Raw genomic sequence first — 6,799 nt, 5'->3', positions numbered from 1 at the left:
TCCTGTTGGCGGAGCGGTTCCTAGACAGCTCCACTCCACAACCGGAGGCCTTCGTCATCACGCAGATTCACACCGTGTCGTCACACAAACTCAACCAACCTGCCTGGGCAGTACAGCTAGCCGTACCGCCGCAGGGGGTCAGTCGCGGGCGAGGACCCGGTTGGAGAGGGTACCGATCGACTCGATCGTCACCGAGACCTGGTCGCCGGCCTCCATCGGGCCGACCCCCTCCGGCGTGCCGGTGAGGATCACGTCACCCGGCAGCAGGGTCATCACCTGGCTGATGTACTCGATCAGCGTCGGAATCGAGTGGATCATCTTCGAGGTGCGCGAGTCCTGCTTGACCTCGCCGTTGAGCAAGGTCTGGATGCGCAGGTCCGAGGGGTCGACGCCGGTGGTGATCCAGGGCCCGAGCGGGCAGAAGGTGTCGAAGCCCTTCGCCCTGGTGTACTGCACGTCGCGCTTCTGCAGGTCGCGTGCGGTCACGTCGTTGGCGCAGGTGTAGCCGAAGATCACGTCCGCCGCCCGGGCGGCCGGGACCTCCCGGCACAGCCGGCCGATGATCACGGCGAGCTCCCCTTCGAAGTCCACCCTGGAGGAGAGCTTCTCCGGATAGCCGATCACCTCGGCGGGCCCGATGACCGCGGTCGACGGCTTCATGAAGATCAGCGGCTCGGCCGGCGGCTCGCCGCCCATCTCCCGGGCGTGATCGGCGTAGTTCTTACCGACGGCGATCACTTTGCTGGGCAGCATCGGCGCCAGCAGCCGTACGTCCTCCAGCCGATGCCTGGCACCCGTGAACTTGATCTCCCCGAAGGGGTGGGCGGAGATCGCGGCGATCGATTCCTCGTCCTCGTCGATCACCCCGAACGACACGCCGCCGTCGCCGGCGAACCTCGCGATACGCATCCCCCGAGCCTAGCCAAGACCTCCACCCCACGTGGCGGCCGCATACCTCCTGGCGTGCCCGGCCGCCAGGGAGCGCCCGCCGCCAGGGAGCGCCTGCCGCCAGGGAGACGCTAGGGAGTGAAGCCGCAGTCGCTGCCGCCGAACCGGCAGCCGGCCGGCATGGAGGGCACCCCGCCCGCGCCGAACCTCACCGTGTACGTCCCGCCGGGCGGGATCGGGCCCGCCGCCGGGTCGTTCCGGATGATCACCTGGGAGCCGGCCTGGACGAGCACGGCGCCCCAGACCGTCCTGACCTGCGCGCCCGGATAGCTGAAGGACAGCTCCCAGGTGGACAGCGGGGCTGCGGTCCGGTTGGTGACCGTGACGGTGCCCTCGAAGTACCCCAGCTCCCGCTGTACGGTCCGATACGGCATCGCGAGACCGTTCGGCAGCGTACCGGCGGCGGGGGCGCCGCCGGGCTGCGGCGGCGCGCTGGAGGCCACCGGCCCGGGCGAGGCGGGCGCGCTCTGCGGCGGGCCGCTGGACCCGCCGGGCGCGGGCACCTGGCGGGACGGGGCGGCACCGGGCGACGGCGTCCCCGCGGGAGAACCCGTGGGAGAGGCGGTGCCGCCCGGGCCCGCGGGGGCGGACCTGGTCACCGCCGCGATCGGGCGCTTGCCGCCGCCTCCCGGCCACAGCATCGCGGCGGCGGCGCCCGCCAGGACCACGACGAGGGCGGCGCCGATCGCGGCGACCATCACCCCGCGCTTGCCGCGCGGCCGGACGGCCGGCGGAGCGGAGGGCGGTCCGGGGGGCCCGAACCCGCCCGGGGGCTGGAACGGCGGCAGGGGGCTCTGGTGGGTCACCTCATCCGCCGACGAGACGGGCGGAGCGGCGAACCCGGCGGCCCCCGGCCAGGGGGCGGCGGCCGCGATGGGCAGCGGCACCCGGTCGGTGGCGTCGTCCGGTCCCGCCTGCGGGAAGTCCGTGGCGGTGTCGCCAGCGTGGCCGGACGCCTTCTCCGGGAGCTCGAGGTCGGAGGTCGGCTCGTGATCCGGAACGTCCGAAGCGTTCAACTCATCACCTTCTAGGGCGGGAACAGAGTCATGTCACTCAGTCCGACGCCGGAGGGGATGGGGTTGTTCGCCCGATTAGAGGTGGATCAGCCGACGGTCAGCGGTTCGATGGCCCGCCGGGCGGCCAGCCGCTGCTGGCGGTTGAGCAGATCGGTGATCAGCTCGACGGCGTCCGGGCTGGTCTTCACCTCGGAGAGCCAGCGTGTCGCCTCGGCCAGCAGCATCTCGGGCGACTGCTTGGTCTTCATGCCCTGCTCGTCCGCGAGACGGCCGAGCACGCCGCCGAGGCGGAGCGCCGCGTCGGGAAAGTCGGCCTCGGCCGCGCAGCGGAACCAGTGCGCGGCGCACTCCAGCTCCCCCTCGCGCTCGCACCACATGCCCAGCTCGTACGCGGCGTGTGCCCGTGAACCGGCGGCGGGACGGCCCTCGGACCCGGGGCCCCAGCGACGTCGGACAGGCATTCGATCACTCCGGTTCGACACGGGGCAGGGCGCGGGCCCTCGGGCGGTAGCGGAGACACCGGGTCGCCCGCAGCGGCGTGAAGCCGTAGACACACATCGTGGCGAGCGCGACGGCGTCTCGCCACCTATTTGATGGCGTTTCACTAACTTTCTGGGTAGTTGAACCATTACCGATGGTTATGGCAACCGGTGCGAGCTGCGATCATCTCACTGCGTGACGGCAAAAGATGACCGCCCAGCCATAATCCTAGGGGCCGCCGCGCGCTGAACGCCATTCCGGTTTTAGGTCATCAATTGACGTCCTTAATGCCAGGAAAGGCGGACTCCTACGGCGGGCACGGCCCCGCCGGGCGTGGCTGAGGCGGATCCGCCCAGGCGGCCGCGTACCGTGAGAACCCCGTCAGGGGTCAGGTCTGACGCGGGTCACTTCTACAAGCGGGTCACTTCTACACAGGGTCACTTCTACAGAGGAGATGTGTGTGCCTTCGGTGGTGAAGATCAACGTGCTGACCGTGAGCGCCGAGATGCGCGAGGAGCTCGAACGCCGCTTCGCCGGGCGAGCCGGGCTGGTGGAGTCCGCCGACGGCTTCGAGCACTTCGAGCTGCTGCGCCCGGTCGACGGCACCGACCGCTACATGGTCTACACCCGCTGGCGGAGCGAGGAGGACTTCCAGCGCTGGACCGAGAGCCAGTCGTTCGCCAAGGGCCACGCGAAGGCGGCCGCCGACGCGCAGGCGGCCGGCGGCGCGGACCGGCAGACCGGCCATGGCCACGGGCACGGCGGCCCGGCGGCCACCGGTTCGGAACTCTGGTCGTTCGAGGTCGTGCAGTCCGCCGATCAGGCCTGAGCCGTTCGGCGGCGGGGGGGGTTCCGCGGGCGGGATCCGGCGGAACACCACCCGGCCGGCCGGGATCAGCCGGCGACCAGATCCTGGTACTCGGGATGCTTGTCGATGAAGGCCTTGATGAAGGGGCACAGCGGCACGGCCGACCGCCCGGTGGACCGCACATCGTCCAGGGCTCCCCGGGCGAGTTCGCCGCCCAGCCCCTGCCCTTCGTGGGACGGATCGACCTCGGTGTGGGTGAAGATCACCCGCCCGTCGCGCAGCCGGTACTCCGCGAAGCCGGCGAGCGAACCGTCCTGATGGAGCTCGTAGCGGTTCTCCGCCGTGTTGTTCGTGATCTTGACACTCATGCTGGGTGTAATGCCCGCGGCGAGGAGAAGATTCCCCCCGGGCGTCACTGCCCGGTGTCGTAGCCGGCCCGGAGCAGGGAGTAGGTCACCGCCTCCTCCAGGGCCTGCCAGGAGGCCGCGATGACGTTCTCGGCGACCCCGACCGTGCCCCACTCGCCGCGGCCGTCGCTGGACTCGATGAGCACCCGGGTGCTGGCCCCGGTGCCGTGCGAGCCCTCCAGGATCCGGACCTTGTAATCGATCAGCTCCAGCTTGGCCAGCTCGGGGTACAGCCGCTCCAGCGCGATGCGCAGCGCGGTGTCCAGGGCGTTGACCGGGCCGTTGCCCTCGCCGGTGGCGACGATGCGCTCGCCCTTGGCGTGCAGCTTGACGGTCGCCTCGCTGACCATCACGCCGTCCGGCCGCCGCTCGACGATGGTCCGCCAGGACTCGACCTGGAAGTAGGTGGTCCGGTCGCCGAACAGCTCACCGCGCAGCAGCAGCTCGAAGGAGGCGTCGGCGGCCTCGAAGGTGTACCCCTCGGCCTCCAGCTCCTTGACCTTGTCGACGACCTCCTTGGCCTTCGGCCCCGTCAGGTCGTAGCCCAGCTCCTTGCCCTTGAGCTCGACCGACGCCCGGCCGGACATGCTGGAGACCAGCATGCGCATGTCGTTGCCGACGCGCAGCGGGTCGATGTGCTGGTAGAGGTCCGGGTCGACCTTGACCGCGGAGGCGTGCAGCCCCGCCTTGTGCGCGAACGCCGAGACGCCGACGTAGGGCTGCTGCGAGCTGGGCGTGAGGTTGGTGATCTCGGAGACCGCGTGCGCGATACGGGTCATCTCGGCAAGCTGAGCGTCGGTGACCACCTGCAGTCCCCGCTTGATCTGCAGGTTGCCCACCACGGTGAACAGGTTGGCGTTGCCGCTGCGCTCGCCGTAGCCGTTCGCGCAGCCCTGGACATGGGTGGCCCCAGCCTGCACCGCGGCGAGGCTGTTGGCCACCGCGCAGCCGGAGTCGTCGTGGCAGTGGATGCCGACCCGGGCACCGACCGACACGACTTCGTGGACGACGTCGGCCAGTTCGTCAGGCAGCATGCCGCCGTTGGTGTCGCAGAGGGCGATCACGTCGGCGCCGGCCTCCGTGGCGGTCCGTACGACCTCCAGCGCGTAGGCGCGATTGGCCTTGTAACCGTCGAAGAAGTGCTCGGCGTCCAGGAAGACCCGCTGCCCCTCCGCACGCAGATGGGAGACCGTGTCGCGGATCATCGCGAGGTTCTCCTCGAGCGTCGTGCGCAGGGCCAGCTCGACGTGCCGGTCGTGACTCTTGGCCCCCAGAGTCACGACCGGCGCGCCGGATTCTCGCAGAGCGGCCACCAGAGGGTCGTCGGCGGCCTTCGCACCGGCCCGGCGGGTCGCGCCGAACGCGGTGAGCTGTGCGTGCTTCAGGTCGAGCTCGGTCCGAGCCAACGCGAAGAATTCGGTGTCCCGGGGGTTCGCGCCAGGCCAGCCCCCCTCGATGAAGCCCACGCCCAGGTCGTCGAGGTGCCGCGCGATGGCCAGTTTGTCGGCCACGCTCAGGTTGAGCCCCTCCTGCTGGGACCCATCACGCAGCGTCGTGTCATAGACGTGGAAGCCGTCGTCGAGCATCGAGCTCTCCTCCATACGGGGCGGCGCTGGCTGACAGGGATGTGAAAGCACCGGAAAAACAAAAGACCCCTCACGGACGTGAGAGGTCTGCGCGCCGGCGGTGTCCTTGATCAGCCGGCGCGCCCGCCGATAATCACCGAAGCGTGGCGCATAACGAATTCAGTGTGCCACACCGAAAACTCACACGTCACATCGGTCTCGCCATCCGAGACATCCTTTACCCGACCTTGGCGATCAGCGCCCGCCGGTCGCCGGGACGCCCCAGGTGATCGGGGGCCGTCCCGGCGCCGGGACGGCGAGCGGGAGAGAATCAGGCGATCTTGTGGATCCAGCCGTACGGGTCGGGCCGCGAGCCGTACTGGATGCCGACCAGCTCCTCCCGGAGCCGCAGCGTCACCGGGCCCGGCTCGCCGGAGCCGACGAGCCACTCCCGGCCGGGGCCCTTGACCCGGCCCACCGGGGTGATCACCGCGGCGGTGCCGCAGGCGAAGACCTCGCTGATGTCGCCGGAGGCGTTGCCCGCCTGCCACTCATCGGTGCTGATCCGGCCCTCCTCCACGGGGATGCCCAGGTCGGGGGCGAGCTTGAGCAGCGAGTCGCGGGTGATGCCGGGCAGCAGGGTGCCGGTCAGCGCGGGGGTGAGCAGCCGGGCCTCCGACCCGGAGCCCTGCACGAAGAACAGGTTCATGCCGCCCATCTCCTCGACCCAGCGGTGCTCCACCGCGTCGAGCCAGACCACCTGGTCACAGCCCTCCCGGACGGCCTCGGCCTGGGCGACGAAGGCGGCCGCGTAGTTGCCGCCGCACTTGGCCTCGCCGGTGCCGCCCTGCGCGGCACGGGTGTAGTCCTCTGACAGCCAGACCGACACCGGCTTGACCCCGCCGGAGAAGTACGCGGTCGAGGGGGAGGCGATCACGATGAAGAGGTACTTCGAGGACGGGCTGTTGACGCCCATCCCGGTCTCCGTGGCGATGATGAAGGGACGCAGGTAGAGGCTGTGCCCCTCCCGGGTCGGCACCCAGTCCTTGTCGGTCGTGACGAGGAGCTCGAGCGAGCGGATGAACAGCTCTTCTGGGAGCGGCGGGATCGCCATCCGCTCACACGACCTGTTGAAGCGGGCGGCGTTGGCCTGCGGGCGGAAGGTGACGATCGACCCGTCCGGCTGCCGGTAGGCCTTGAGCCCCTCGAAGAGCTCCTGGGCGTAGTGGAAGACCTTGGTGGCCGGATCCAGCGAGAGCGGCCCGTACGGCTGGAGGCGCGCGTCGTGCCAGCCCTGCTCGGTGTCCCAGGCGATCGTGATCATGTGTTCGGTGAACAGCTGACCGAAGCCCGGGTCCGCCAGCAACCGCTCGCGTTCGGCGTCGTCGACGCGGTCGGCCGCCAGCTGGATGGCGAAGTCTGTGGTCATTTTACTGGTCCTCTCCCGGATCGCCGGTGCGATCCCGGCATCCCTATTGTCGTCCTTTCTTTCTCCTCAGATCACGGGTACGCACGACAGAACGGGCGCGCCCGTGCGGACGCGCCCGGAGAAAGCTCTGTCACAGCCTTGTGCCA

7 protein-coding genes are annotated in these 6,799 nt (G+C 70.0%); 1 reads left to right on the top strand and 6 read right to left on the bottom strand.

What is annotated here, in order from left to right; all coding sequences use genetic code 11:
- Nucleotides 1-138: 138 nt before the first annotated feature.
- The 3 genes from ACRYCC_RS14355 to ACRYCC_RS14345 all read right to left on the bottom strand — a co-directional run bounded on the left by ACRYCC_RS14355 (nucleotide 139) and on the right by ACRYCC_RS14345 (nucleotide 2,425).
- Nucleotides 139-909, bottom strand: a complete 771-nt coding sequence (locus ACRYCC_RS14355; protein WP_433812104.1) for a fumarylacetoacetate hydrolase family protein — start codon at nucleotides 907-909, stop codon at nucleotides 139-141.
- A 110-nt stretch (nucleotides 910-1,019) separates the two neighbouring features.
- The gene (locus ACRYCC_RS14350) at nucleotides 1,020-1,964 is read right to left on the bottom strand and encodes a cellulose binding domain-containing protein (protein WP_433812102.1); all 945 of its coding nucleotides are present in this window, start codon (nucleotides 1,962-1,964) and stop codon (nucleotides 1,020-1,022) included.
- An 86-nt stretch (nucleotides 1,965-2,050) separates the two neighbouring features.
- A complete protein-coding gene (locus tag ACRYCC_RS14345; protein WP_433812100.1) occupies nucleotides 2,051-2,425 on the bottom strand; it encodes a hypothetical protein in 375 nt (124 codons plus the stop codon).
- Nucleotides 2,426-2,904: 479 nt separating this feature from the next.
- On the opposite strand from ACRYCC_RS14345, the gene ACRYCC_RS14340 reads away from it, so the two are divergent.
- Nucleotides 2,905-3,273: an antibiotic biosynthesis monooxygenase family protein gene (locus tag ACRYCC_RS14340; RefSeq protein ID WP_433812098.1), complete on the top strand. Its 369-nt coding sequence runs from the start codon at nucleotides 2,905-2,907 to the stop codon at nucleotides 3,271-3,273.
- Nucleotides 3,274-3,338: 65 nt separating this feature from the next.
- Here ACRYCC_RS14340 and ACRYCC_RS14335 read toward each other — a convergent pair whose 3' ends face one another.
- From ACRYCC_RS14335 to ACRYCC_RS14325, 3 genes are all read right to left on the bottom strand, one after another.
- On the bottom strand, nucleotides 3,339-3,620 hold the full coding sequence (locus tag ACRYCC_RS14335) for a GNAT family N-acetyltransferase (protein ID WP_433812096.1): 282 nt from the start codon (nucleotides 3,618-3,620) through the stop codon (nucleotides 3,339-3,341).
- Nucleotides 3,621-3,664: 44 nt separating this feature from the next.
- Complete coding sequence (cimA, locus tag ACRYCC_RS14330) at nucleotides 3,665-5,245, bottom strand: citramalate synthase (protein ID WP_433812094.1); 1,581 nt, start codon at nucleotides 5,243-5,245, stop codon at nucleotides 3,665-3,667.
- A 310-nt stretch (nucleotides 5,246-5,555) separates the two neighbouring features.
- On the bottom strand, nucleotides 5,556-6,653 hold the full coding sequence (locus ACRYCC_RS14325; protein ID WP_433812092.1) for a branched-chain amino acid aminotransferase: 1,098 nt from the start codon (nucleotides 6,651-6,653) through the stop codon (nucleotides 5,556-5,558).
- Nucleotides 6,654-6,799 lie beyond the last annotated feature (146 nt).

The sequence above is a fragment of the Actinomadura scrupuli genome, assembly GCF_050971785.1.
Classification (GTDB): domain Bacteria; phylum Actinomycetota; class Actinomycetes; order Streptosporangiales; family Streptosporangiaceae; genus Actinomadura_E; species Actinomadura_E scrupuli.
Note: the sequence above shows the minus strand (reverse complement) of the source record. Positions and strands in the feature narration are given on the sequence as shown.